We start from the raw sequence: 370 nt of genomic DNA on the forward strand, positions 1-370 counted from the left end.
CATAAAGGTGGTACCATATGTTTTGCAGTCATGGGGCCTTATACGTTACACTTTCCCGTATGACACACATAATGATCGGCTATGCCCGCTGCTCGACGGACAAACAGGATCTCGCGGCCCAGCATCAGGAACTGCTCAAACTCGGTGTTTCTGCCGATCGTATTTACACCGACAAGGGCTTCACCGGCACGAACCGGGAAAGGGCCGGCCTTGACCAGGCACTGGCGGCTGTTCGTAGTGGCGATACTTTGGTCGTACCAAAGCTTGATCGACTGGCCCGCTCTGTCCCTGATGCACGGCTTATTGGCGACAGCCTGGCATCCCGTGGCGTGAAGCTTCAACTTGGGAACAGTATTCACGATCCGTCTGA

1 protein-coding gene is annotated in these 370 nt (G+C 54.9%); it reads left to right on the forward strand.

What is annotated here, in order from left to right:
- Positions 1–59: 59 nt before the first annotated feature.
- The coding region (locus tag KP705_RS19325; protein ID WP_215765484.1) for a recombinase family protein at positions 60–370 on the forward strand (311 nt) is incomplete at its 3' end.

The organism is Gluconobacter sp. P1D12_c (assembly GCF_018812105.1).
Lineage (GTDB): Bacteria > Pseudomonadota > Alphaproteobacteria > Acetobacterales > Acetobacteraceae > Gluconobacter > Gluconobacter oxydans_A.